Annotated in this window: 22 protein-coding genes; 8 read left to right on the forward strand and 14 right to left on the reverse strand. The window is 61.5% G+C overall.

The features are described from left to right. Positions 1-94: 94 nt before the first annotated feature. The 6 genes from B9Z48_RS18370 to B9Z48_RS18395 all read right to left on the reverse strand — a co-directional run bounded on the left by B9Z48_RS18370 (position 95) and on the right by B9Z48_RS18395 (position 5,762). Positions 95-1,288: a phosphoglycerate kinase gene (locus tag B9Z48_RS18370; protein ID WP_108380242.1), complete on the reverse strand. Its 1,194-nt coding sequence runs from the start codon at positions 1,286-1,288 to the stop codon at positions 95-97. A gap of 193 nt (positions 1,289-1,481) precedes the next feature. Continuing rightward, entirely contained in the window at positions 1,482-1,817 is a 336-nt protein-coding gene (locus B9Z48_RS18375) for an AzlD domain-containing protein (RefSeq protein WP_108380228.1), read from the reverse strand. Continuing rightward, positions 1,814-2,545, reverse strand: a complete 732-nt coding sequence (locus B9Z48_RS18380) for an AzlC family ABC transporter permease (protein ID WP_108380243.1) — start codon at positions 2,543-2,545, stop codon at positions 1,814-1,816. Before B9Z48_RS18380 ends, B9Z48_RS18375 begins: the two co-directional genes overlap by 4 nt. Next, complete coding sequence (gene fmt / locus B9Z48_RS18385; protein ID WP_108380229.1) at positions 2,545-3,507, reverse strand: methionyl-tRNA formyltransferase; 963 nt, start codon at positions 3,505-3,507, stop codon at positions 2,545-2,547. The genes B9Z48_RS18380 and fmt overlap by 1 nt, the downstream gene beginning before the upstream one ends. A 5-nt stretch (positions 3,508-3,512) precedes the next feature. Beyond that, a complete protein-coding gene (gene def, locus B9Z48_RS18390; RefSeq protein ID WP_108380230.1) occupies positions 3,513-4,019 on the reverse strand; it encodes a peptide deformylase in 507 nt (168 codons plus the stop codon). Positions 4,020-4,109: 90 nt separating this feature from the next. Continuing rightward, the gene (locus tag B9Z48_RS18395; RefSeq protein WP_233261192.1) at positions 4,110-5,762 is read right to left on the reverse strand and encodes a phosphoethanolamine transferase; all 1,653 of its coding nucleotides are present in this window, start codon (positions 5,760-5,762) and stop codon (positions 4,110-4,112) included. A 47-nt stretch (positions 5,763-5,809) separates the two neighbouring features. On the opposite strand from B9Z48_RS18395, the gene B9Z48_RS18400 reads away from it, so the two are divergent. Next, on the forward strand, positions 5,810-6,532 hold the full coding sequence (locus B9Z48_RS18400) for a phosphatase PAP2 family protein (RefSeq protein WP_228769344.1): 723 nt from the start codon (positions 5,810-5,812) through the stop codon (positions 6,530-6,532). Between the two features lie 130 nt (positions 6,533-6,662). Next, a complete protein-coding gene (gene dprA, locus B9Z48_RS18405; protein WP_108380245.1) occupies positions 6,663-7,835 on the forward strand; it encodes a DNA-processing protein DprA in 1,173 nt (390 codons plus the stop codon). Positions 7,836-8,018: 183 nt separating this feature from the next. Here dprA and secF read toward each other — a convergent pair whose 3' ends face one another. The 3 genes from secF to yajC all read right to left on the reverse strand — a co-directional run bounded on the left by secF (position 8,019) and on the right by yajC (position 11,265). Further along, positions 8,019-8,969, reverse strand: coding sequence for a protein translocase subunit SecF (gene secF / locus B9Z48_RS18410; RefSeq protein WP_089962580.1), 951 nt, complete (start codon positions 8,967-8,969; stop codon positions 8,019-8,021). A gap of 12 nt (positions 8,970-8,981) precedes the next feature. After that, positions 8,982-10,862 carry a protein translocase subunit SecD gene (secD, locus tag B9Z48_RS18415; RefSeq protein ID WP_089962583.1) on the reverse strand — a complete coding sequence of 627 codons (1,881 nt, stop codon included), beginning with the start codon at positions 10,860-10,862 and terminating at the stop codon, positions 8,982-8,984. A 70-nt stretch (positions 10,863-10,932) separates the two neighbouring features. Further along, positions 10,933-11,265, reverse strand: a complete 333-nt coding sequence (gene yajC, locus B9Z48_RS18420) for a preprotein translocase subunit YajC (protein WP_089962587.1) — start codon at positions 11,263-11,265, stop codon at positions 10,933-10,935. Positions 11,266-11,462: 197 nt separating this feature from the next. Here yajC and nthA point away from each other — a divergent pair, with 197 nt between their 5' ends. From nthA to B9Z48_RS18440, 4 genes are read left to right on the forward strand one after another with little or no spacing between them, the layout of a single operon-like run. Then, positions 11,463-12,116 (forward strand): nitrile hydratase subunit alpha, encoded by a 654-nt coding sequence (gene nthA, locus B9Z48_RS18425; protein WP_199233551.1) that lies wholly within the window; start codon positions 11,463-11,465, stop codon positions 12,114-12,116. Beyond that, positions 12,113-12,802, forward strand: a complete 690-nt coding sequence (nthB, locus tag B9Z48_RS18430; RefSeq protein WP_108380232.1) for a nitrile hydratase subunit beta — start codon at positions 12,113-12,115, stop codon at positions 12,800-12,802. The genes nthA and nthB overlap by 4 nt, the downstream gene beginning before the upstream one ends. Then, on the forward strand, positions 12,799-13,176 hold the full coding sequence (locus B9Z48_RS18435; RefSeq protein ID WP_233261193.1) for a nitrile hydratase accessory protein: 378 nt from the start codon (positions 12,799-12,801) through the stop codon (positions 13,174-13,176). Before nthB ends, B9Z48_RS18435 begins: the two co-directional genes overlap by 4 nt. Before the next feature lie 32 nt (positions 13,177-13,208). Continuing rightward, complete coding sequence (locus tag B9Z48_RS18440; protein ID WP_108380247.1) at positions 13,209-14,054, forward strand: DMT family transporter; 846 nt, start codon at positions 13,209-13,211, stop codon at positions 14,052-14,054. 71 nt (positions 14,055-14,125) lie between these two features. Here B9Z48_RS18440 and B9Z48_RS18445 read toward each other — a convergent pair whose 3' ends face one another. Both B9Z48_RS18445 and phaP read right to left on the reverse strand, forming a co-directional pair. Further along, complete coding sequence (locus B9Z48_RS18445; protein ID WP_108380233.1) at positions 14,126-14,914, reverse strand: enoyl-CoA hydratase/isomerase family protein; 789 nt, start codon at positions 14,912-14,914, stop codon at positions 14,126-14,128. An 86-nt stretch (positions 14,915-15,000) separates the two neighbouring features. Then, positions 15,001-15,558: a TIGR01841 family phasin gene (gene phaP, locus B9Z48_RS18450; RefSeq protein WP_089962642.1), complete on the reverse strand. Its 558-nt coding sequence runs from the start codon at positions 15,556-15,558 to the stop codon at positions 15,001-15,003. Between the two features lie 230 nt (positions 15,559-15,788). On the opposite strand from phaP, the gene B9Z48_RS18455 reads away from it, so the two are divergent. Next, entirely contained in the window at positions 15,789-16,388 is a 600-nt protein-coding gene (locus tag B9Z48_RS18455) for a hypothetical protein (protein WP_089962599.1), read from the forward strand. A 25-nt stretch (positions 16,389-16,413) separates the two neighbouring features. On the opposite strand, the gene B9Z48_RS18460 is transcribed toward B9Z48_RS18455, so the two are convergent. Continuing rightward, positions 16,414-17,343: an alpha/beta hydrolase gene (locus tag B9Z48_RS18460; RefSeq protein ID WP_108380234.1), complete on the reverse strand. Its 930-nt coding sequence runs from the start codon at positions 17,341-17,343 to the stop codon at positions 16,414-16,416. 522 nt (positions 17,344-17,865) lie between these two features. Next, positions 17,866-20,538: an alpha-ketoglutarate dehydrogenase gene (gene mdeB, locus B9Z48_RS18465; protein ID WP_108380248.1), complete on the reverse strand. Its 2,673-nt coding sequence runs from the start codon at positions 20,536-20,538 to the stop codon at positions 17,866-17,868. A gap of 102 nt (positions 20,539-20,640) precedes the next feature. On the opposite strand from mdeB, the gene B9Z48_RS18470 reads away from it, so the two are divergent. Further along, positions 20,641-21,108, forward strand: coding sequence for an Lrp/AsnC family transcriptional regulator (locus B9Z48_RS18470; protein WP_026039502.1), 468 nt, complete (start codon positions 20,641-20,643; stop codon positions 21,106-21,108). Positions 21,109-21,121: 13 nt separating this feature from the next. On the opposite strand, the gene B9Z48_RS18475 is transcribed toward B9Z48_RS18470, so the two are convergent. Next, positions 21,122-22,345, reverse strand: coding sequence for a Fic family protein (locus tag B9Z48_RS18475; RefSeq protein WP_089963536.1), 1,224 nt, complete (start codon positions 22,343-22,345; stop codon positions 21,122-21,124). Between the last annotated feature and the right edge of the window lie 61 nt (positions 22,346-22,406).

Raw genomic sequence — 22,406 nt, forward strand, 5'->3', positions numbered from 1 at the left:
ATTGAAACTGTGGGAGCCCCGCCCTCGGGGCGATGGCAAGTGGACTGCGAAGGCCCATCGCGACGAGGGCGCCGCTCCCACATCAGCTATTGACTCAACTGGCCGCGCGTTGGGCCAATATCTCAAACGCAGGCAAGGTCTTGCCTTCCAGGATTTCAAGGAACGCGCCACCGCCCGTGGAGATGTAGCCCACTTGCTTTTCGATGCCGTATTTGGCAATCGCGGCCAAGGTGTCGCCACCGCCCGCGATGCTGAAAGCGCTGGACTCGGCAATCGCTTGGGCAATGACTTTGGTGCCGTTTTCAAAGGCCGCAAACTCAAACACGCCCACCGGGCCGTTCCACACAATGGTGCCGGCTTGCTTGAGCTGAGCGGCCAGTTTGGCCGCAGTCTCAGGGCCGATGTCCAAAATCATGTCGTCGTCGTCCACCTCGGTGGCTTTTTTCACCGTGGCCACGGCGTCGGCCGCAAAAGTTTTGGCGGTGACCACATCGGTCGGAATGGGCACTTCCGCACCCCGGGCCTTCATGGCCTCGATCACGGCTTGGGCCTCCCCTACCAAGTCCGTTTCGGCCAAGCTCTTGCCGATCTTCAGGCCTGCGGCCAGCATGAAGGTGTTGGCAATGCCACCGCCCACAATCAGCTGGTCCACGTTTTGCGACAGGCTCTTCAAAATGGTCAGTTTGGTGCTCACTTTGCTGCCTGCCACGATGGCGGCCAATGGGCGCTTAGGCGCGGCCAGGGCCTTGCCAATGGCGTCGATCTCGGCGGCCAGCAAGGGACCAGCGCAAGCGATGGGGGCGAACTGGGCGATGCCATACGTCGTGCCCTCGGCGCGGTGGGCGGTGCCAAAGGCGTCGTTCACGTAGATGTCGCACAGCTGGGCCATTTGGCGGGCCAGGGCTTCGTTGTTTTTCTTCTCGCCCTTGTTGACGCGGCAGTTTTCGAGCAGCACGACCTGGCCGGGGGCCACCGTCACGCCGTCCACCCAGTTGGCGACCAAGGGGACATCGCGACCCAGCAGCTCGCCCAAGCGCTTGGCCACGGGTGCGAGCGAGTCTTCAGGTTTGAACTCGCCCTCGGTCGGGCGACCCAGGTGACTGGTCACCATCACGGCGGCTCCGGCGTCCAGCGCCATCTGGATGCACGGCACGCTGGCACGCACGCGGGTGTCTTCGGTGATGCTGCCGTCATCGGCTTGCGGCACGTTCAGGTCAGCGCGGATGAACACGCGTTGCCCAGCGGCCTGGCCGTTGGCACACACATCAGAAAAACGAATGACATTCATGGTGAAAAAGGTCCTGTAAGAGCGGGGGTTGCCCGTGATTTTAAAAGCCATCAAGACCGGGTTTCAGCTCTCAGAGCGGGAACGTGTGCAAAACGAGTCTGACAAAAACGCCAGCCCACCCCCTTTTGAACCCCACCCTGGCCGAAAAGCCCAGCGCGGTGCGCACGGGCGGCTTGCAGGGGTCAGACCCGGCTCACCAGCCCCAGCCCAGATGCAATGGCAAATACACCGCCATGCCCGCCACGATGGTGATCAGCACATCACGCCGCCAAAAGTACGCCAACACCCCCACCAACGCCGCGTACAAACGCGCGTCTTGCCAGGTGCTGACCAGCTCGCCTTGCACGGTGATGATTTCAGGGATGACCACGGCCGACAGCGCAGCAATGGGCGCGTACTGCAAGCCACGCTGGGCCCAGTGCGGCAGCTGCCAGGCGTGGCTGGAGATGAAAAAGAAACTGCGTGCAAGCACAGTGATCACCGCCAAACCCACAATGACGGCCAGTGTCCAGACATCGGTCTCGTTCATGCGGCCCCCTCGGGTGCGGGGCGAATTTTTTCGACCGTCAGGCACAACATCACGGCCACGGCAATCGCCACCACAATGTTGAGCTTGAGCGGCAAGTGGTAGGCCAGCACCGCCGCCGCGCCCGCCACAGCGGCTGACAAAATGCGCATGCGCGAGCTGGCCAGCGAGCATTGAATGCCCAGCAAGCACAAAATGCCCGCAAAGCCCAAGCCCCATTCGGGCGGAATCAGGTTGGCCAGGCCCACGCCCAGCAAACTGGCCACCATCCAGCTGCCCCAGTTCAGGAAATAATTGCCCGCCAGATAGGCCTCTTGCCCCGTGCGCTCGGCATCGGTGGCACCCGGATGCGGGTGATGCCGGGTGAACAGCACATAGGTGATGTCGGCCGTGAAGTAGCCGTGGCACAGGCGTTGCCAACGCGGCAGATGCATGAGGTAGGGCCTCAGGTGGAGGCTGAACACCACAAAACGCAGGTTCACGCAAAAGCCGGTGGCCAAAATCACCCAAGCCGGGGCACCCGCCACCAACAGCGGAATGGCCGCCAGCTGCGAACTGCCCGCAAACACCAGCAAGGTCATGGCCACCGCCTCGAACACGCTCATACCCGACTTGACCATGGCCACGCCCGTCATCATGCCCCAAGCCGCCACACCCGGAGCTTGCGGGGCCAGGTCGCGCAGGCCTTGCCAAAACTCGGGGCGGCGGTAAAGCGTGGGTCGGAAAAACATCAGGCCGCCAAACGCTGGCCGGCCTGCAAAGGGCATCCGCGCAAAAAGTCGGCAGCGCCCAAACGCTTGCCACCCGGGCGTTGCAACTGGGTCAGGCACAGCACCCCTTGGCCACAGGCCACACGCACGCCAGAGGCATCTGCACTGAGCACGGTGCCCGCCTGCAAGCCTGGCTCGGACGCTTCGGCCACGGCTTGCCAAAGTTTGAGGGTTTCAACGCCCGAGGCGGTGGTCAGGGGCACGGTCATGCCGGGGAAAGGGTCAAACGCCCGGATACGCCGCGCCAAGACCTCGGCGCTCAAACCCCAGTCGAGCGCGGCTTCGGCTTTGTCAATTTTGTGGGCGTAGTTGACCCCTTCGGACGGCTGCGCTTGGCGGGGCAGACGGTCCAAGCTGGCCAAGGCCTCCACAATGGCCTGTCCACCCAAAACCGCCAGGCGGTCGTGCAGCACGGCGGTGGTGTCATCGTGCGCCATGGGGCAAGACATGACCAGCAGCATGTCGCCCGTGTCCAGGCCTGCGTCCATCTGCATGATGGTGATGCCGGTTTGTGTGTCGCCCGCCTCGATGGCACGGTGAATGGGAGCTGCACCGCGCCAACGCGGCAGCAAAGAAGCGTGGATGTTGAGGCACCCCTTGGGCGGCAAGTCCAGCACCCACTGAGGCAAGATCAGGCCATAAGCGGCCACGATCATGGCATCTGCCTTGGCGTCCAGCAGGGTCTGGCGTGCGGCAGCGGCGTCTTCGGGGTATTTGCCATCCAGGCGCAAGCTGCGGGGCTGCGACACAGGCACCTGATGCTCAAGCGCCCATTGCTTGACGGGCGAGGGTTGCAGCTTCATGCCGCGTCCTGCAGGGCGGTCAGGCTGAGTCAACACCAGAACAATCTCATGGCCTGCTGCGTGCAAGGCCGCCATGGCCACTTGGGCAAATTCGGGCGTGCCCGCAAAAATCAAACGCATGCCGTTCAGCGCTCGGCTTTTTGGGCTTTGACAAGTTTGGTCTTGATGCGGCCTTGCTTGAGCGGCGAGAGGTACTCCACAAACACCTTGCCCATCAGGTGGTCCAGCTCGTGCTGAATGCAAATGGCCAACATGCCCTCGGCCTCAATCGTCCGGGCCTGGCCGTCGCGGTCGAGTGCCGTGACTTTGACCTGGGTGGCCCGCTCCACACCATCGTAAATGCCGGGCACCGACAGGCATCCTTCTTCGCCCTTGACGCGCACGTCGTTCATCCAGGTGATTTCGGGGTTGATCAGCACCATGGGCTGGTTGCGCTCTTCAGACGTGTCGATCACCACCAGACGCTCGTGCACATCGATCTGCGTGGCCGCCAGGCCAATGCCACCGGCCTCGTACATGGTCTCCAGCATGTCGTCGATCAGGGCGTGCACACGGGCATCGACCGCTTGCACAGGTTTGGCCACCTTGTGCAGGCGGGGATCGGGGTAGCAAAGAATCGGGAGCAGGGCCATGGCATCACAAAGGATTGAAAATCAGGGCTGTATTGTCCTCATTTTTCGGCTGGCCTGCCAAAAAGGCGTCCAGCCGGGACCAGGCCCACCTCACCGGGTGGGGGCGCAGGCCGCAAAGAGGTCGAGCTCGGGCTTGGCCACGCTCGTGGCGACTTGGCTCAGGCCCAGCATCGAGTGGAACAAATGGTCATGTGACAAAGCCTTGGCGCTTTGCCCCTGCAGACAAGCCATGGACCAGCCCCGCTGCTTTTGCAGAGCCGAAGACAACCACACCACCATGGGCACATGGGTCTGCTCTTTGGGGGCCATGCTGTAGGGCATGCCGTGCAAGTAAAGACCTTTTTCGCCCAAGGATTCGCCATGGTCCGACAGGTACATCAGGGCTGTGGGCCGCGACTGGCTTTGAAGCCAGCCCACCGTGCTGGCCAAAAAATGGTCGGTGTAAAGAATGGAGTTATCGTAGGTGTTGACGATGTGCTCGGTGGGACACGTTTGCAAGGCGCTGCTGGTGCATTCGGGGGTGAACTTCTTGAACGCCTCGGGCGAACGCTTGTGATAGGCCGGGCCGTGGCTGCCCATTTGGTGCATGACCACAACGGTGCCGCGTGCACGCCTGACCGGGTCCAGTGCGGCGAGTTGTTGCGGCAACACCTTCAACATGACCTCATCAAGGCATTCCCCCTCCTTGCACAGGCCAAGCACTTGAAGGGCCTGGGTGCTCACCTGGGGCACGCGGTCACACACGCCTTTGCAGCCCGACTGGTTGTCGATCCACAGCACCGCCAAACCTGCCCGGTGCAAAACATCAAGCAAACTTTCATAGCGCAGTTTGTTGCGATCATGCTGCGCTTTGCCCAGGTGCGAAAACATGCACGGCACCGAAGCTTGGGTGCTGGTGCCACACGAGGACACATCCTGAAAATAGACCAGCTGGCCTTGAGTCTGCAACTGGCGCAACGCAGGCGTGGTGTCACGCGCATAGCCACTCAAACCAAAATTGGCTGCCCGCGCCGTCTCGCCCAACACCAGGATGACCAAAGGGGCGTCCTTTTCGCTGGCCGGTGGATGGCGCAATTGGGCATCCTCACCCAGCGGCAGCAAGGGCTGGGTGGCTTTTGAAGCCTGCCCCACCACCAAGTGGGCCGAGGCATACAAACTGTTGAGCGGATTGATCATGTAGCGCAAAGGCTTGTGGTTTCGCATCAGGGAAGCCATGTCCTGAAAAGCCAACCAAAACACCAAGGTGGCCAGCAACAAAGCGGCCATGGCCAGGCCCAGTTGTCGCCCCATCAAAGACTTGAGGCGCACTTTGCGCACGGGCTGACGCCACCACCAATAGCCCGGCAGCACCACCCCCAGCAAGACACTGGCCAACATGGACCAGGACAACAAATCACGCACCTCGCGGACATCGGTTTGCGCGGCGTTGATCAACATGCTGGTGTCGATCACCACCCCATAGGTCAGCATGAAATAACTGCTGGCGGCCGACATGATCAAAAAAAGCACGCCCAGAGGTTTCAGCCATCGGGGCCAAAGCACCAAGCTCAAAAACAAGGCCAAGATCCCCAAAACCACCACAAAGAAAGCCAGCAAAGTGGCCGCACCCCGCAAACCCTGCGTTTCAGGCAAACGCCAGATGGCGATCCACAGGGGCAAATTGCCCACGGTGCCCAACCAAGCCGTCAGCAACCACAGCAGATGGGTGGGATGCCAAGACTTGGCGTCTGAAGAAAATATCATTGGATAAACCATAATGTTCAATTAGCCCCGAATTCTAGTCACCCCTGATGTACCCACCCCGCCAGCCGATGCAAAGTGTGCGCCCCCAACCCTTGTTCAGTCGCTGTGTTGTCTACACCGGGGTGTGCCTGCTGGGTCTTTTGGCTTGGGACTTTTCTGGACTGGACCTGGGCGTCATGCACCTCTTGGCCGATGCCCGTGGCTTTGCATGGCGTGACAGCGCATGGTTGGCAGATATTTTTCACACCGGAGCCCGCCGTCTGGCCATCGTGATTTACCTGGGCGTGGTCTGCACCTTGTTTTGGCCTTGGGGCATCTTTCGAGACATCACCCGCAGGCAGCGCATTGAGGTGGTTGTGGGCATCGCTCTTTCATTGATCGCCGTCAGTGGGCTCAAAAGCCTCAGCCTGACCAGCTGCCCCTGGGACTTGCAGGACTTTGGGGGCACTGCGCATTACGTCTCTCATTGGCAATGGGGTGTCCGTGATGGCGGTTCAGGCGCTTGCTTCCCGGGTGGACACGCCTCCTCGGCCATGGCTTTTTTGGCCTTGAGCCTGCCTTGGTTGACGGCGAGTCAGGCCCATCAACAACGCTGGGGCCGTGGCTTGCTGCTGACGGTGCTGAGCCTGGGCTTGCTGCTCGGCGCGGTTCAAACCCTGCGTGGTGCCCACTACCCCAGCCACACCTTCTGGACAGGCTTGATTTGCTGGCTGGTGGCATGGGCCAACCACTGGGCCTTTGGCGCATGGGCCAAACACAAGCCTGCCTGAGCTGGCTGAAGGCGGTGTCCAAGTTGGCGAGCGACGCTGCGCACCCTCCCCCAAAAGCTGCTTGGTGAAGCACGGCATTTGACCCACAATCTTCTTGCAAACGGCCATCGAAGCCGATCAGGGAGAGACCATGGAACACACCGCACCCGATTTGGGTTTTTGGTTGCGGCTGTCACTGACCCACGGGGTGGGGCGCGACAGCGCAAGGCGATTGTTGGCCGCATTCAATGACCCGGCCAACATCTTTTCACAAACCGCCGCGCAGTTGTGCCAAGTGGTGTCTGCCCCACAGGCACAAGCCTTGTTGCAAAAGCCTCCGGGCCTGGATGAGCTGCTTGAGGACACACAGGCTTGGCTGCAGACCAGCCCCAATCCCGAGGTCTCACGCGCGGTGATCACCTTGGGCGACGCCCTGTATCCGGCCGCCTTGCTGGACACGCCCGACCCACCCCTGATGCTGTACGCCTTGGGCCAAACACAGGCCCTGCAGCACTTTCAACACGAACGGGCTGTGGCCATGGTGGGCAGCCGCAACCCCACACCCCAGGGCCTGATCAACGCCCGGGAATTTGCCAAAAGCATGACGGCACAAGGCCTGGTGGTGGTCTCGGGCATGGCCCTGGGCGTGGACGGTGCGGCCCATGAAGGGGCTTTGCAAGGTGCTGAACCCGGGGCCTTGGCCACCATCGCCCTGGTGGGGACGGGACTGGACCGGGTCTACCCCAAACAGCACCGCGAATTGGCCCACCGCATTGCCCAACAAGGCCTGATCTTGAGCGAATACGCACTGGGAACGCCACCTTTGGCACACCACTTTCCGCAGCGCAACCGCTTGATTTCTGGCCTGTCGCAAGCCACTTTGGTGGTCGAAGCCGCCTTGCAGTCAGGCTCGCTGATCACCGCCAAACAAGCCCTGGAGCAAGGCCGTGAGGTGATGGCCATTCCCGGCTCGATCCACTCGCCCCAAGCCAAAGGCTGCCATGCCTTGATCAAACAAGGCGCCAAATTGGTCGAATCGGCCCAAGACGTGCTGGAAGAGTTGCGCCTTCCCAGCCAAGCCATCGCGCAAAGCACCGAGCAAGACCAGTCCGTTCTGGACTTGAGGGACGCAGACCCTGCGCTGCTGGACGACGAAACCGCCTTGCTTGAGGCCATGGGACACGACCCCGTCAGCCTGGATGCCCTGCAAGCACGCTGTGGCTGGCCCACGGCTCAGCTGCAAGGGCAGCTGCTGGAGTTGGAGTTGATGGGCCAAGTAGGGCGCTTGCCCGGTGGCCTGTTTCAGCGCATCGGTTCTGCTTAGGACGCTCGCACGCTGGGGCGAAAGCCCCATGTCGGGGCTAAAGCCGCCGACCTACAGGGGAGCCCCATGTCGGGGTTGAAGCCGCCGACCTACAGGGGAGTGTCCTTGCAAGTCGGGACCACGAAAAAGTGTCCATGCAGGTCGGCACCTTCAGGGCCAACTCTTGTCCGCTGGGACGAGGTCTTAGACCACCGCGCCCGAATTTTCATCGGACGGGTCATTGTCTTTCTTGATGGGCTTGATCAAGTCTTCGCGCTGCAAACCCAACCACATGGCAATGGCGGCAGCCACAAACACCGACGAGTAAATGCCAAAGCAAATGCCAATCGTGAGCGCCATGGCGAAGTAATGCAGGGTCTCGCCACCAAACAGCAACATCGACAGCACCATGATCTGGGTCGAGCCGTGGGTGATGATGGTGCGGCTGATGGTGGAGGTGATCGCGTTGTCGATGACCTCGACCGTGTTCATCTTGCGGTAACGGCGGAAGTTCTCGCGAATCCGGTCAAAAATCACCACCGATTCGTTGACCGAGTAACCCAGCACCGCCAGCACCGCCGCCAGCACCGCCAGCGAAAACTCCCATTGGAAGAAGGCAAAAAAGCCCAGAATGATCACCACGTCGTGCAAGTTCGCGATGATGGCCGAAACGGCGAACTTCCACTCGAAACGGATCGCCAAATAGATCATGATGCCGACCACCACAAAGGCCAGCGCCTTCAGACCGTCTTCGGCCAGTTCGTCACCCACTTGCGGACCCACAAACTCGGTGCGACGCAGGGTCACCTCCGGGTCATTGACCTTCAGCGCAGACAATACTTTTTCGCTTTGCTGGGCCGAGCTCACACCTTTTTGCGAAGGCAAACGGATCATCACATCGCGTGCTGAGCCAAAGTTTTGCACAAACACTTCGCCATAACCGAGTGTGGCCACCGTGCCGCGCACCTTTTGCAGGTCGGCCGGTTGGCTATAGCTCACTTCCATCAAGGTGCCGCCCGTGAACTCCACCGACAGGTGCAGGCCGCGACTGAACAAGAAGAACACAGCCAGGGCGAAGGTGATGAAGGACACCACATTGAGCACCAAGGCATGGCGCATGAACGGGATGTCTTTTCTGATTTTGAACAATTCCATGGTCTTTTCCCCTTAGTCGGCTTTCACCGCAGTGCCAGCCTCGGGCCGCCAGACGGTACCAATCGACACCGATTTGAGTTTCTTCTTGCCACCATACCAAAGGTTGACCAGGCCACGCGAGAAGAACACTGCCGAGAACATGCTCGTCAAAATGCCAATCGTGTGGACCACCGCAAAACCGCGCACCGCACCGGAGCCAAAGGCCAACAAGGCCACACCGGCAATCAAGGTCGTGATGTTGGAGTCCAAAATTGTGGCCCAAGCGCGGTCATAGCCTGCGTGGATGGCCGCCTGGGGGCTTGCCCCATTGCGCAGCTCTTCACGCACACGTTCGTTGATCAGCACGTTCGAGTCGATCGCCATGCCCAAGGCCAGCGCCATCGCGGCCATGCCCGGCAGGGTCAAGGTCGCTTGCAGCATCGACAAAATGGCCACCAGGAACAGCAAGTTCACGCCCAGCGCAATGCCGGAGAACAAACCAAACATGGCGTAATAAACCACCATGAACGCCACGATCACCAGGAAACCCCAGGTCACGCTGTTGAAGCCCTTGGCAATGTTCTCGGCACCCAGGCTCGGGCCAATGGTGCGCTCTTCGATGATTTCCATGGGTGCAGCCAGCGAACCCGCACGCAGCAGCAGCGCGGTGTCGTTGGCTTCGGTCGTGCTCATGCGACCCGAAATCTGCACGCGACCGCCACCGATTTCGGCTCGGATCACGGGGGCCGTGACCACTTCACCCTTGCCCTTTTCGAACAAGATGATGGCCATGCGCTTGCCCACGTTGTCACGCGTCACATCTTTGAAGATGCGGGCACCCTTGGCGTCCAGCGTCAGGTTGACCACCGGTTCTTGTGTCTGGCCGTCAAAGCCCGGTTGGGCGTCGGTCAGGTTGTCACCCGTGAGCACCACTTGCTTTTTGACGATCAAGGGGCGACCGTCTTTCTCCAGATAACGCTCGGTACCAAATGGCACCAAGCCGCCAGCTTGTTCAGCCGCACGCGCTTCGGTGCTCTCGTCCACCATGCGCACCTCCAAGGTGGCAGTGCGGCCCAGAATGTCTTTGGCCTTGGCGGTGTCTTGCACACCCGGCAGCTGCACCACGATGCGGTCCAAGCCCTGCTGCTGAATCACCGGTTCGGCCACGCCCAGCTCGTTGATCCGGTTGTGCAGTGTGGTGATGTTTTGCTTCAAGGCTTGCTCTTGCACCTTGCGAGCCGCTTCGGGCTTGATGCTGGCGATCAGGCGAAATTCGCTGCCTTCGGCCACTTCGCGTGTCTGCAAATCGCCAAACTGATCGGTGATCAGGCGTTTGGCAGCTTCCACTTGCTGCGCATCGCGCAAACGCAACTCCAGCGTTTGGCCGTTGCGGGTGATGCCACCGTGACGAATGTCTTTTTCACGCAGCACACTGCGCAGATCGCCCGAAAGCGACTCCAAACGCTGGTTCAAAGCCGCCTGCATGTCCACTTGCAGCATGAAGTGCACACCGCCCCGCAAGTCCAGACCCAGGTACATGGGCGAAGCATGCAAAGCGGTCAACCAAGCAGGCGAGCGGGACACCAAGTTCAACGCCACCACAAATTGCGGATCGGCCGCATCCGGGATCAAGGCTTTTTGAATCGCATCCTTGGCCTTGAGCTGCTGATCGGTGTTCTCAAAACGGGCACGGATCGACGTGCCTTCGAGCACAACGCTTTGGGGAGATGATCCCGCTGCCTTCAAGGCGTCTTCGACCTTTTGCAGCGTGGACGTGTCCACCTTGATGGTGGCCTTGCCCGAAGAGACCTGCACGGCAGGCGCTTCACCAAAAAAGTTGGGCAGGGTGTAGACCACCCCCAGCAACAGTGCGATCACGAGGATCACATACTTCCAGACCGGGTAACGGTTCATAAAGACTCGCGTACAAAATGGAAAAAAGGGGCTCGCTGCTGGCGTGCCCCTGTGGCAAAAACCCTGAAATTTACTTCAGAGTGCCTTTGGGCAGCACCTGAACCACGGCGCTGCGCTGCAGTTGCACGTCCACCCCAGTGGCCAATTCCACACCAATGTAAGCGTCGCCAATTTTGCTGACCTTGCCCAGCAAACCACCGGCAGTGACCACCTCATCGCCCTTGGCCAGCGCGTCGATCATGGCACGGTGCTCTTTTTGCTTTTTCATCTGGGGACGGATCATCACAAAGTAGAGCACGGCAAACATCAAGAGCAAAGGCAACATGCTCATCAAGGTGGACTGCATGTCGCCACCAGCAGCGGCTGCGGGTGCGGTTTGGGCAAAAGCGGAAGAAATGAACATGAAAACTCCACAAAGGGGAAAAATCGGGGTAGTACGGGGCGCAAGAACTGCGCCACGCGAACGAAGCCGCCATTGTATGCGGCGCTATGATGCCCTTTGAAAGCCCTTGACCCGAACGGTCAAGGCCAGTCAACCCACCTGATCATCCCGACCAAACCTTGATGCAGCAAGCCTTGGTCCTTGCCAAAGGAGACGCCATGCCCCCCGAGTCAGCCACCCACCATGGACACGAACACCACCACGAGAACAGCACGCTGGGCGAAATGGACTTGCGTGTGCGTGCCCTGGAAACCCTGTTGACACAAAAAGGCTACCTCGACCCCGCCGCCGTGGACCGCATCATCGAAACCTACGAGGTGCATGTGGGCCCACACAACGGGGCCAAAGTGGTGGCCCGCGCCTGGACTGACCCGGCTTTTCGGGACTGGCTGCTGCAAGACGCCACCGCCGCCATCGCCTCGATGGACTACACCGGTCGCCAGGGCGAGCACATGGTGGCCGTGCCCAACACCCCCGACACCCACAACATGGTGGTCTGCACCCTGTGCAGCTGCTACCCCTGGCCGGTGCTGGGCCTGCCGCCGGTTTGGTACAAAAGCGCCGCTTACCGCTCGCGCGCCGTGATCGAGCCGCGTGCCGTGTTGGCCGATTTCGGCGTCACCCTGCCGCCGGGCCAAAACATCCGCGTCTGGGACTCCACCGCCGAAGTGCGCTATTTGGTGCTGCCCGAGCGCCCTGCAGGCACCGAGGGCTGGAGCCAAGAACAACTGGCCCAACTGGTCACCCGCGACGCCATGATCGGCACCGGTTTGGCCCTGAACCCTCAAGACATCACCCAGGAGGCCCCATGAACGGCCTGCACGACATGGGTGGCCAACAAGGCTACGGCCCGGTTCAGATCGAAGCCAACGAGCCGCTGTTTCACGGCGAGTGGGAGCGCCGCGCCTTGGGCGTGACGGTGGCCATGGGTGCCAGCGGCCTGTGGAACATCGACCTGGCCCGCTCGGCCCGCGAATCCCTGCCCCCGCTGGACTATGTGCAAGGCCCTTACTACGCCATCTGGACCAAGGCCCTGCAAAACATGCTGATCGAGCGCGGCCTGATCACCGCCGAAGAGCTGGCCCAGGGCCAGCCCCTCACGCCCCCAGTGGCGGGCGTGCGGGTGCTCCAGGCCGCCCAGGTGGACGCGGCGCTCGCCAAAGGCAGCCCGGCCGACCGCCCCAGCACCCAAGCGCCGCGCTTTGCCGTGGGCCAACGCGTGCGTGCCCTGAACCTGAACCCGCAAGGTCACACCCGCTTGCCGCGTTATGTGCGTGGCCATGTGGGCACGGTGGTGCTGCACCACGGGAGCCACGTATTGCCCGACAAACATGTGAACCAGATGCTGCCGCCTTTTGACGGCACAGCCGAGCACCTCTACACCGTCGTCTTTGACGGCACCGAGCTTTGGGGTCCACAAGCCGAAGCCGGGCACCAAGTGAGCGTGGACGCCTGGGAATCTTATTTAGAACCTGCATCCGAGGCAGCAACGGCATGACCACCACCCTGAACGATCTGGCCCAAGCCTGTGGCGACGGCTTTCCCATGCCCCCCACCGCCAACAACGGCGCGGTGTTTGAAGAACCCTGGCAGGCCCACGCCTTTGCCATGACCTTGCAGCTGCACGAAAAAGGCGTCTTCACCTGGCCGCAGTGGGCCGACGCCCTGACCCGCGAAATCCGCGCCGGCCAAACGCGCGGCGAAGCCGACGACGGCAGCCTGTACTACACCCACTGGCTCAACGCGCTGGAGCAGCTGGTCATCGAGCGCCAACTGGGCACACCCGATGAAATCCACGACCTGGAACACGCCTGGGCCGACGCCGCCGAGCGCACCCCGCACGGCCAACCCATCGTTTTGAACGCTGAATAAAGAGGCCTTGTTTGAATCTCCGTTTGTGGGCCATGCTGGCCTTGTTGGGCAGTCTGGTGTCCTTGGCGGTAGGCACCTCGTTCGCCAAAAGCCTGTTTCCTGCGCTGGGGGCCGAGGGCACCACCGCTTACCGCATCGTGTTTGCCATGCTCATGCTCATGGCCGTGTTCAGGCCATGGCGCAGAAAGTGGGTCTGGGCCGATGCGCTGCCGCTGGGCCTGTATGGCATCACGCTGGGCGTGATGAACTTGCTGTTTTACAGCGCGATCAAGACCATCCCCTTCGGCGTGGCGATCGCCATCGAATTCACCGGGCCGCTGGCCGTGGCCGTCTGGACCTCCAAAAAAGCCAGCGACTGGCTGTGGGTCACGCTGGCCATCGTGGGCCTGGCCTTGCTGCTGCCCTTTCCGGGGGCCAATGCGGCCACGGCGCTAGACCCCATGGGCATGTTCTTCGCCTTCACGGCCGGCATTTGCTGGGCGCTGTACATCGTGTTTGGCCAGCGTGTGGCACTGCGCTACGGTGCCATGGCCACGCCCATGGGCATGCTCGCCGCTGCGCTGGTGGTGGCACCCATTGGCGTGTGGCATGCAAGCAGCGCCTTGCTCGACCCGCAATGGCTGTTGGCCGGGTTGGCGGTGGCCTTGCTCTCCAGCGCGATTCCTTATGCGCTGGAGATGTTCTCGCTCAACCACTTGCCCAAAAACACCTTCAGCATCTTGCTCAGTCTTGAGCCGGCCGTGGGCGCTTTGGCGGGTTGGCTTGTGCTGGCCGAACACCTCACGCTGGCGCAAGGCCTGGCCATTGCGCTGGTCATGGCCGCGTCCATGGGCACCGCTTGGTCATCCGGCAAAGCTCCAGCTGCCGTCCCGGCCTGAACACAAACTGCCTGGTTTTTGAGGGGGGGCGGTGCCCCGCACCATGTGTCGGGCGGGGACTGCCACCCGCCTCAGCGGCCCACAAAAACTGGCGTGCGACGCTGCGCAAACGCGGCGCGGCCTTCTTTGAAGTCTTCGCTCTGGCTGGTCAGTTGCTCGCGTTCACGCAAACGGGCTTCATCGGCCTGCCCGGCTTCAATCTCAAGGAGTGATTTTTTGGTTTCCTGCAAAGCCAAGGGAGCCAAGGCCAAAATGTCCTTGACCAAGGCCTGCAAGGCAGTGCCCCACTGGTCGGCAGGCTCCAGCGCCTCGAACAAGCCCATGGCATCGAGCTGCCGGTCGGTGAACGGGCGGGCTGTCAAAAACGCGCGTTTGGCCCCGGCCAAACCAAAACGGTTGACATAGCGCCGCAGTCCACTGGGGTAGTAATGCAAGCCCAACGCGGTGGCCGGCATGCGCCATTCAATGCCTTGCAGGCCGATGCGCAAATCGCAGGCCAACACCACATCGGTGGCCCCGCCATACACGCTGCCGTTCAGCGCACAAATGGTCACCGGGCGCATGGCGGCCAGCGCATCGGGGATTTCCTCAAAAAAAGTGGACCCATGCCCAGGCTCGTCAAACCCGCCAATGTCGTACCCGGCACAAAACACCGGCCTCGGCTGACCCGTGGTGTTGGCCGTCAAGACCAAAACACGCACATCGTCGGCTTGGTTCACGGTGTCAATGTGCGCCAACAAGGCTTTGAGGTCGCCGTTTTCCAGGCGGTTGCGCTGGGCCGGGCGGTTCAAGGTGAGGGTGGCCACGCCCCCCTCGATCTGAAGAACAGGGGCGGAAGGAATGGCAAAGGCTTGTGACATGGCGAAGGTCCAATCAAAAAAGGGTGCCCAAAGGCACCCTCATTGTAGGAAGCAGGCGCAAGACGCCTGAGTCAAACTTTCAAAGCTCAAGCCTTGGCTTTGGCCTTGGACATGGCAGCCTTGACCGAAGCTTCGGCTTGGGCGGTAGCGGCTTTCATGTTGCTTTCGGCGCTGTCAGCGGCTTGCTTGGCCACTTTTTTCAGGGTTTCGGCAGCTGTTTGGCTGGCTTCGAAAGCGGTTTTGAACACGGCCACAGCAGCGTCAGAACCGGCAGGTGCGTTTTTCAGGCTGTTTTCAACCAAGCTTTTGACGGCTTGCTCGGACTCGGCCATTTTGCTTTCGACGGCCTTGGTGAACTCGCCACCGGTGCTCTGGGCGATTTCAGCCAAGTGACGGCCATAAGACACCGACTTTTCGAAAGCAGGCTGAACCAAAGCAGCTTGTGCGGCCATCAGTTCTTGAGGTGTTTTGGCGGACAAGAGGGTTTGCATGTTGGCAAAAGACTCGCCCACAGCGGCTTTGCCAGCGGCCATGTTCAGCTCGACCAAGCGTTCGAAACCGGCAAAAGCGGTTTGCGACAGGCCAGCGGCGGCGGTCATGTTGGCTTGTTGGGTGGCGGCGAATTGTTCAGCGTTGAAGTTCATGATGTTTTCCTTGAAAAGGTTTGTTGCAATGCAGCAATTTGAACACCATCCCCTGCATGCAGCAAGGGAAAACCCGCACTTTAGAGTCCACACTCCAATTGCCCTGTTCTCGCCACTGCAGACCTGAAGACCCCGGGGGATTTGCACCACCGCCTGCGCCCCACCCGCGAGCGGTGTCAAACTCCCTACACTCGGCTTTCACCTTCTTTCGGTCCTGTCACATTGCATTTATGGAACTCCTCAGCCTGCTGCTCATCTTGGCCATCGGCATTCACTGGTTCAACACCCAAGGCCAGCGCAAGCGCACCGCCTTGCTGGCCGAACAGTTGCGTCCCTACCAAATCGAAAAACACATGGAACAACTGACCAGCGCTTACATGAGGGCGCTGGGCGAGAGCGACCTCTCACGCCAAACACAAATTTTGCAATTGCAAGAACAGGCCGAGCAGCAGCTGGTCGCCGACTTTCAAAATCTGGCCCAGGCCTTTGCGAAACTGCCCGCCCCCGTCACTCGCGGCTTCAAAATTGCGCTGCCGTTTGTGGACCAGCTCTCACCCAAGGCCACTTTTGACATGCGCAAGATGCTGCAGACGCACGCCAAAGGTATTGAACAAGCCGTTGAAAACCGGGCGGGCTTGCCCCTGAAAGAGCGCGCTTTTCGCCTGATGGGGGAAATGTTCCTCATGCAGCACAGCTGCCACTGGTTTTGCAAATCCAAAACCATCGCCTCGGCCCGCATGGTGGCCCGGCACCAAACCCGTTACGAGCAAGCGCTGCAGGCGGTCAGCCCCGAAACCCGGCAGGCTTACCTGGCCGTCATCGAGGCCTGAACCGCTGGCGCAGTGGATTTGAACTTCAAGCCCAAGCCGTGCGCAGCGCGTGGGCACACAAAGCCACCGCCGTGTTGGCCTCTTGCAGCACCCGGCCCATGGTGATGAAGCCATGGATTTGCCGTTCAAAGCAGATGTATTGCGAGGGCACACCCGCCTGGCTCAACGCATCGGCGTACATCAGGCCCTCGTCGCGCAAAGGGTCAAAACCCGCCGTCAATACAAAGGCGGGCGGCAAGTGGGCATGGCTGGTGGCCAACTGGGGCGAAGCACGCCAGTCCAGCGTGTCTTGCGGCCCGCGCAAGTAGTTGCCCGAATACCAGGCCATCGACTCGCGGGTGAGCATGTAGCCTTGGCCGTTGGTCTGATAAGAAGCCGTGTCGGGAGCCATGAGGGTGCTTGGGTAAATCAACAACTGCAGCACCGGTTTGAGCCCCAAGTCGCGCAGGCCCAAACAGGCCGCAGCGGCCAAGTTGCCGCCCGCACTGTCGCCACCGATGGCGATGCGTGCCGAATCAATGCCCAAAGCCGCGGCTTGCGAAGCCACCCACTGCCAGGCGGCCACCGCATCGTCGTAAGCGGCCGGAAACTTGTGCTCAGGCCCCATGCGGTAATCCACCGCCACCACCACGCCCCCGGCTTGCTGGCACAGGCTGCGGCACAGCACATCGTGCGTGTCCAAGTCGCCCACCGTCCAGCCACCGCCATGCAAGTACACCAACGCAGGCAGAACCTGGCTCGCACCGATGGGGTGGTAAACCCGCACGGAAATGTCCACCCCAGCGTGGCCGAATGACATGTCTTGCACACGCCCCACTTCAGGCGCATCGGGTTGGGTGAAGCTGCGCCGCGCCAAATAAGACACACGGGCATCAACAGGCGTTTGGGTGTAAACCGGTGGAATGCCTTTCTCGCTCAAAAGGGTCATCAAGGCTTGGGCTTGCGGGTCGAGCATGGGGCAACTCCGGGTGGTTGAAAGAATCCGAATTATGGGAGGGCACATTGAGCGCGAACGGGCAAATGGGCGACAGCGGGTGTTGTGGGCACCCCGCCTTCGGGGCGATGCGCAGATTTTGTGGGAGCCTCGCCCTCGGGGCGATGGGTCGTGGTGTGCGAGGCTTTTCGCGACGAGGGCGTCGCTCCTACAAGGGGATGTCGGCATTTTGTGGGAGCCCCGCCCTCGGGGCGATGGGTCGTGGTGTGCGAGGCTTTTCGCGACGAGGGCGTCGCTCCTACAGGGGATGTCGGCATTTTGTAGGAGCCCCGCCCTCGGGGCGATGGGTCGTGGTCTGCGAGGCTTCATCGCGGCGAGGGCGCCGCTCCTACAGGGAGTGGGGATGCGTTTAATTGGGACGATGGTTGAGCGATACCCGCATTTTGTGGGAGCCCCGCCCTCGGGGCGATGGGTCGTGGTCTGTGAGGCTTCATCGCGGCGGGGACGCCGCTCCTACAGGGAGTGGGGATTGTCCTTGGTATTTCAACCCGCCAACGCCCTCAAGGCCGCCTGCGCAATGCTGCTTGCATCCACTGCAAAGAAGCGGCGCAGCGCCGCGCGGGTGTCGCTGCGACCAAAGCCGTCAGTGCCCAGTGTGGTGTAGCGGCGGCCCTCGGGCACGAAGGCGCGAACGCTCTCGGGCACGGCCCGCACGTAGTCGGTGGCGGCGATCACGGGGCCTTCGGTGGCTGACAACAGGGTTGCCAAATGCCCGCTGCATGGGCCACTGACAGCACCTCCACCTGCACCTGCAGAACCAAGACCAACACCCGCCACCTGAGCCCCATCTGCCAGACGCTCCAGCGCCATGCCGTCACGCGCCAACTCGCTCCAGCTGGTGATGCTCAGCACCTCCACACCCACGCCTTGCCCGGCCAGTTGCTGCGCGGCTTTGACCACTTCGGTCAAGATCGCACCCGAGCCCAGCAAGGTCACGCGCTGGGCCGCATCGCTGGGGCCGTACACGCCAAATCGGTAGCCCCCGCGCAGCACATCGGCCTCGACGCCCGCAGGCAAGTCGGGCTGGGCGTAGTTCTCGTTCATCAGGGTGACGTAATAAAACACGTCCGCTTGCTGCTCGACCATCTCGCGCATGCCCGCGTCCAGAATCACCGCCAGCTCGCCCGCGAAGGCCGGGTCGTAGGCCTTGCAGTTGGGGATGGTGGCCGCCACCAAGTGGCTGCTGCCGTCTTGGTGCTGCAGGCCCTCACCGCCCAAGGTGGTGCGGCCCGATGTCGCGCCGAGCAAAAAGCCCCGCGCCCGCTGATCGGCAGCCGCCCAGATGGCATCGCCTACTCTTTGGAAGCCGAACATCGAGTAATAGATATAAAAGGGCAGCATGGCCAGGCCGTGCACGCTGTAGCTGGTGGCCGCGGCTGTCCAGCTGGCGATCGCGCCCGCTTCGCTGATGCCTTCTTCCAGAATCTGGCCGTCTGTGGCTTCGCGGTAGCTCAGCACCGAGCCGATGTCTTCGGGTGCATAGCGCTGGCCCACGCTGCTGTAAATGCCCACCTGTTTGAAGAGGTTGGCCATGCCAAACGTGCGTGCCTCGTCGGCCACGATGGGCACGATGCGCGGGCCCAAGGTGCTGTCTTTGAGCAGGTTGCCCAGCATGCGCACAAAGGCCATGGTGGTGCTCATCTCTTTGCCGTCGGCCTGCAGCGCAAACTGCCCGTAACTGGCGAGTGCAGGCACAGGCAAGCGGTCACACACCGTCTCGCGCTTGGGCAAGCTGCCGCCCAAGCGGGCACGGTGTTCGCGCAGGTAGCGCATCTCGGCGCTGTCGTCGGCGGGTTTGTAGAACGCCAAGCCCTTGGCTTGCTCATCGCTCAGCGGCAGGTCAAAGCGGTTGCGGTAATCGATCAGGTCTTGCTCGTCGAACTTCTTTTGGCTGTGCGTGGTCATCTTGCCCTGGCCCGCGCTGCCCATGCCAAAGCCTTTTTTGGTGTGCGCCAGGATCACCGTGGGCTGACCCCGGTGCGCTGCGGCGGCGGCATACGCCGCGTGGATTTTCACGATGTCGTGCCCACCGCGCTTGAGCCGGTCAATCTGCTCGTCGGTCATGCCCTGCGCCAGGCGCGCCAGTTCTTCGTTTTGGCCAAAGAAGTTGTCGCGGTTGAAGCGCCCGTCTTTGGCGGCAAAGGTCTGCATTTGGCCGTCCACCGTGTTGGCAAAAGCGCGCAGCAAAGCGCCCGAGGTGTCGCGGGCCAGCAGCCCGTCCCAGTCGCTGCCCCAGACCAGTTTGATCACGTTCCAGCCCGCACCCGCAAACAGCTTTTCCAGCTCGTCGATGATGCGGCCATTGCCACGCACCGGGCCGTCCAGGCGCTGCAAATTGCAGTTGACCACCCACACCAAGTTGTCGAGTTTTTCGCGGGCGGCCAAGGTCAAGGCGCTCATGCTCTCGGGCTCGTCCATCTCGCCGTCGCCGAAGACGCCCCACACCTTGCGGGCGCTGCAGTCTTGCAGCTGGCGGTGCGTCAGGTAACGCATGAAGCGTGCGTGGTAGATCGAGCTGATCGGCCCCAAGCCCATCGAGCCCGTGGGGAACTGCCAAAAGTCAGGCATCAGCCAAGGGTGCGGGTAGCTCGACAAACCGCGTGCACCGCTGTCCGGTGCGGTGATTTCTTGGCGGTAATGCATCAGGTCCGCCTCAGACAAGCGCCCTTCCAGAAAAGCGCGGGCGTACACGCCGGGGGCGCTGTGCGGCTGGAAGAACACCAAGTCGCCTTTGTGTTGCTCAGTGCGGGCATGAAAGAAATGGTGAAACCCGGTTTCGAACAAATCGGCCACGCTGGCGTAACTGGCGATGTGCCCGCCCAGCTCGCCATAGGCCTGGTTGGCCCGCACCACCATGGCCAGCGCGTTCCAACGCATGATGGCCACCAGCCGCTCTTCGGTGGCCAAGTCGCCGGGGAACACGGGCTGGTCATCGACCGCGATGGTGTTCATGTAGGGCGTGTTCAGCTCGGGCTGCCAGCCCGTGCGCTGCTGCCGCGCCACGACGGCCAGCTCGTCCAAAATCTGCCGCGCACGCTCGGGGCCTTGGGTGCCGATCAGGGCCAGCAAAGCCTCGCGCCACTCGGCGGTTTCTTCGGGGTCGATGTCATGGGAGGACAGCATCGCGTGCAAATGGGGTTCGAAAGGTGCATTCATGGGCTTGACTGTACCGGGCAGCACGGCGCATGTGCTGCGTATTTGGATGATGTCAAACCATATTTAAAGCACAATATGCCGAAATAAAAAGGAATTCAGCACATGATTCTGGACAACGTGGATTTAAAGATACTGGACGAGCTGCAACGCGACGGTTCGCTGTCTAACGTGACGTTGGCCAAACGCATTGGCCTGTCGCCCTCTCCGTGCCTGGCCCGCGTCAAGGCGCTGGAGTCGGGCGGCGTGATCCAGCGCTACGTGGCGCTGGCCAGCGCGGCGGCGCTGGGGCTGGGCCTGACGGTGTTCATCTCGATCAGCCTGAAGACCCAAAGCAAAGAAACCCTGGCCGACTTTGAAGCGCACATCGCGCGGCACGACGAAGTGATGGAGTGCTATTTGATGACCGGCGACAGCGACTATTTGTTGCGCGTGGCCGTGCGCGACATGGCGGCACTGGAGCGCTTCATCCTGGAACAGCTCTCACCGATCCCGGGCGTGGAAAAAATCCGCTCTAGCTTTGCGCTCAAGCAGGTGCGCTACAAAACAGCGCTTCCGCTGGGTTTGGGGTGAATGTGAGGCGCTTTCAGCCCTGCGCCTCGGCCTCGGGCCACAAACTTGGAAAATAAAAGCGCAGCGCGTGCTGCGGCACACCCAGGCGCAGCTTGCCGTGAGGCGAATCGCTTTCCAACAACCCCCTTTTGAGCAAAGCCGACACCTGCGCCGTGGCCAAGCGTTCGCCCAAACCCAGCATGGCTTTGAAGTCGGCCCGATCCAGCTCGGCCTGCGACGCAAACAAGTAATGCAGCGCCCGCAAAGCCTCGGCGCGCACGCCTTGCTTGACCACGTTTTCCTCGTAGGCCAAACACGCCGCCATGCGGTCCTTCATGCCATCAAGCGACAGCAAGCCCGACATGAAGTCGACTTGGTCGACGCACACGCTCAGCACGTACTCGATCCAGCGCATCAAACCCGACTCGGTCAGATTGCCCCGGCCATCCAGATCGCCTGCCCGGGGTTCATCGGCTGCTGCCAAGTTGGCGTAATACGCCTCGTGTGTGCGGGCAAAGCCTCGCAACGGCGACCACAAACCGTTGGTCAAGCCCATATGGCCCAACACCAAATGGCTGTGCAGCCGCACCACACGCCCGTTGCCGTCTGCAAAGGGGTGAATCCAGGCCAGCCGCTGGTGCGCCGCCGCCATGGCCACCAGCTGAAGCTCGCCGCGTCTGACGCCCGAATAGACACTGGTCCAACGCGACAAAAACGCAGGCAAAACTGCAGCGGCTGGGGCGGCATGGCGGCCCACGCTCACCTCGCGTTCACGCAGTGCACCGGGCTGCAAGGTTTGCGGGCCAGCGGGTGATTCAAGCTGGCGATCGGCTTCGGGCAAGCGGGCGAACAAATCCTGGTGGATGTCGCAGACGGTCTGCACCGACCAGACTTGGGCACCGTCCCACGCAGGCCACAACGCCTCCAATTGCGACTCGGTCGCCATGTGGGCCAGCGCCATGCGTTGGCGGCGGGCCTTGTCGGCGTCTTGGGCGTAATCGTTGCGCAGGGCTTGCTCGATCTCCAGCGGCAAAGTGTGCTGACCCTCGATCTTGTTGGAGTAATACGAGTTCATGGCCCGCAACGATGAGCGCAGCCCCGGCAGCGCTCCGCTCGGGCACCAGCCCGACAAACGGTCTGCCTTGCGAATCAGATCATGCGAACGCTCCAGCAGAGGACCCATGCGGTGCTCAGCAGGCAGCAAGGGCTCCATCTGGGCCGGATGGTCATACAGCTGAAATTTTTGCGACTTTGACATAGCAAGCAAGTCTATGTCATGCAAGGATATTCACCAAATCATGCGGCAATTTTTGCGACTT

The sequence above is a fragment of the Limnohabitans sp. WS1 genome, from assembly GCF_003063265.1.
In the GTDB taxonomy this organism is placed as follows: Bacteria; Pseudomonadota; Gammaproteobacteria; order Burkholderiales; family Burkholderiaceae_C; genus Limnohabitans_A.

Bases quoted from the DNA above. Each gene is read 5' to 3' on its own strand.
- B9Z48_RS18445 (WP_108380233.1), bottom strand. From the start codon at position 14,914: ATGTCACAAGCCTTTGCCATTCCTTCCGCCCCTGTTCTTCAGATCGAG.
- nthA (WP_199233551.1), top strand. From the start codon at position 11,463: ATGCCCCCCGAGTCAGCCACCCACCATGGACACGAACACCACCACGAG.
- secF (WP_089962580.1), bottom strand. From the start codon at position 8,969: ATGGAATTGTTCAAAATCAGAAAAGACATCCCGTTCATGCGCCATGCC.
- B9Z48_RS18435 (WP_233261193.1), top strand. From the start codon at position 12,799: ATGACCACCACCCTGAACGATCTGGCCCAAGCCTGTGGCGACGGCTTT.
- B9Z48_RS18370 (WP_108380242.1), bottom strand. From the start codon at position 1,288: ATGAATGTCATTCGTTTTTCTGATGTGTGTGCCAACGGCCAGGCCGCT.
- fmt (WP_108380229.1), bottom strand. From the start codon at position 3,507: ATGCGTTTGATTTTTGCGGGCACGCCCGAATTTGCCCAAGTGGCCATG.
- B9Z48_RS18400 (WP_228769344.1), top strand. From the start codon at position 5,810: ATGTACCCACCCCGCCAGCCGATGCAAAGTGTGCGCCCCCAACCCTTG.
- phaP (WP_089962642.1), bottom strand. From the start codon at position 15,558: ATGAACTTCAACGCTGAACAATTCGCCGCCACCCAACAAGCCAACATG.
- B9Z48_RS18375 (WP_108380228.1), bottom strand. From the start codon at position 1,817: ATGAACGAGACCGATGTCTGGACACTGGCCGTCATTGTGGGTTTGGCG.
- nthB (WP_108380232.1), top strand. From the start codon at position 12,113: ATGAACGGCCTGCACGACATGGGTGGCCAACAAGGCTACGGCCCGGTT.
- B9Z48_RS18460 (WP_108380234.1), bottom strand. From the start codon at position 17,343: ATGCTCGACCCGCAAGCCCAAGCCTTGATGACCCTTTTGAGCGAGAAA.
- dprA (WP_108380245.1), top strand. From the start codon at position 6,663: ATGGAACACACCGCACCCGATTTGGGTTTTTGGTTGCGGCTGTCACTG.
- def (WP_108380230.1), bottom strand. From the start codon at position 4,019: ATGGCCCTGCTCCCGATTCTTTGCTACCCCGATCCCCGCCTGCACAAG.
- mdeB (WP_108380248.1), bottom strand. From the start codon at position 20,538: ATGAATGCACCTTTCGAACCCCATTTGCACGCGATGCTGTCCTCCCAT.
- B9Z48_RS18440 (WP_108380247.1), top strand. From the start codon at position 13,209: ATGCTGGCCTTGTTGGGCAGTCTGGTGTCCTTGGCGGTAGGCACCTCG.
- B9Z48_RS18380 (WP_108380243.1), bottom strand. From the start codon at position 2,545: ATGTTTTTCCGACCCACGCTTTACCGCCGCCCCGAGTTTTGGCAAGGC.
- B9Z48_RS18455 (WP_089962599.1), top strand. From the start codon at position 15,789: ATGGAACTCCTCAGCCTGCTGCTCATCTTGGCCATCGGCATTCACTGG.
- B9Z48_RS18475 (WP_089963536.1), bottom strand. From the start codon at position 22,345: ATGTCAAAGTCGCAAAAATTTCAGCTGTATGACCATCCGGCCCAGATG.
- secD (WP_089962583.1), bottom strand. From the start codon at position 10,862: ATGAACCGTTACCCGGTCTGGAAGTATGTGATCCTCGTGATCGCACTG.
- yajC (WP_089962587.1), bottom strand. From the start codon at position 11,265: ATGTTCATTTCTTCCGCTTTTGCCCAAACCGCACCCGCAGCCGCTGCT.
- B9Z48_RS18395 (WP_233261192.1), bottom strand. From the start codon at position 5,762: ATGATATTTTCTTCAGACGCCAAGTCTTGGCATCCCACCCATCTGCTG.
- B9Z48_RS18470 (WP_026039502.1), top strand. From the start codon at position 20,641: ATGATTCTGGACAACGTGGATTTAAAGATACTGGACGAGCTGCAACGC.